Here is a 943-nt window from a genome sequence, read left to right as displayed (position 1 = left end):
AAATAAAAAAGCGGCTTCACGCCGCTTTCGAGTATATGGATCGTTACTTTAAATTCAGATATGTATAGGTTAGTGTATGTTCCTGTGGTGAATGATCGGGCTTCTGCGCTGACCGTAATTTTCGCTGGCAAATTTCCCTTTTAAGCTCTCGATCAGATAAAGCCCCATTAAATCATATAATTCCTGATTATCAAGGTCCTTGATAATATTCAGCAGGTCTTCTCTGTCCATTTCTTCTAAGAAGGCAAAAGCGAGCATATCGATATCTTCTTCATCACCAGTCAGCTTATTCCTGTAAAGTTCATATAGCTCATCAATCAGTTTCATGATAACACCTCCTTAAAAAATTCTCCGGTTTTCTATAGTATACTTAATTAATACCCCTGATGCAGAAAAATATTCACCCCATGCCAATTGGAAAAGCGGACTTCCAATTTGTTTAACTTAGTATATGTCAGCTTAAGAAGAATGATCGTAATTTTGTATAATTTTATCATAAATGTGGGATACGATAACTAAAGAAATGAAAAATATCGTGATATGTAAAGAAAAACTAACCGGTGTTGAATCTGCGTCACAGCAATGAACAATAAAGGGGCTGACAGGATTGGAAGGAAATAAAAAGACGTATTATATAACGCTTGGTTCGGGTGAGATATCTCAAAGTGCCACTGACTCCACCTGGAATTATAAAATTGAGGCAAATGATGATGATATTATTGCACTAAGAGAATATTTTGACCAGAACTATTCAACAGAATGGCAAAATTTTTTCAGAGCCCATGTTCCTTATGTTCAATACCATTATGACCGTGAAAACGATGCCTATGACGAAACAATGAAACGAATATATGGAATGATATATGATCTTGGAGATGATGAAGCAAGAAAGCATATTGAAAGCATGGGAATCCTGACAGAGGATGAGCATAAATAGAAAAGC

2 protein-coding genes are annotated in these 943 nt (G+C 35.9%); one reads left to right on the top strand and one right to left on the bottom strand.

Annotation, left to right across the window (positions count from 1 at the left end; all coding sequences use genetic code 11):
* Nucleotides 1-69: 69 nt before the first annotated feature.
* The gene (locus tag CHI10_RS12045; RefSeq protein WP_035330414.1) at nucleotides 70-327 is read right to left on the bottom strand and encodes a DUF6154 family protein; all 258 of its coding nucleotides are present in this window, start codon (nucleotides 325-327) and stop codon (nucleotides 70-72) included.
* A 280-nt stretch (nucleotides 328-607) separates the two neighbouring features.
* On the opposite strand from CHI10_RS12045, the gene CHI10_RS12040 reads away from it, so the two are divergent.
* Complete coding sequence (locus CHI10_RS12040) at nucleotides 608-937, top strand: hydrolase (protein ID WP_095244523.1); 330 nt, start codon at nucleotides 608-610, stop codon at nucleotides 935-937.
* The last annotated feature ends 6 nt before the right edge of the window (nucleotides 938-943 follow it).

This window comes from Bacillus sp. 7894-2 (assembly GCF_002272225.1).
Taxonomy (GTDB): domain Bacteria; phylum Bacillota; class Bacilli; order Bacillales; family Cytobacillaceae; genus Cytobacillus.
Note: the sequence above shows the minus strand (reverse complement) of the source record. Positions and strands in the feature narration are given on the sequence as shown.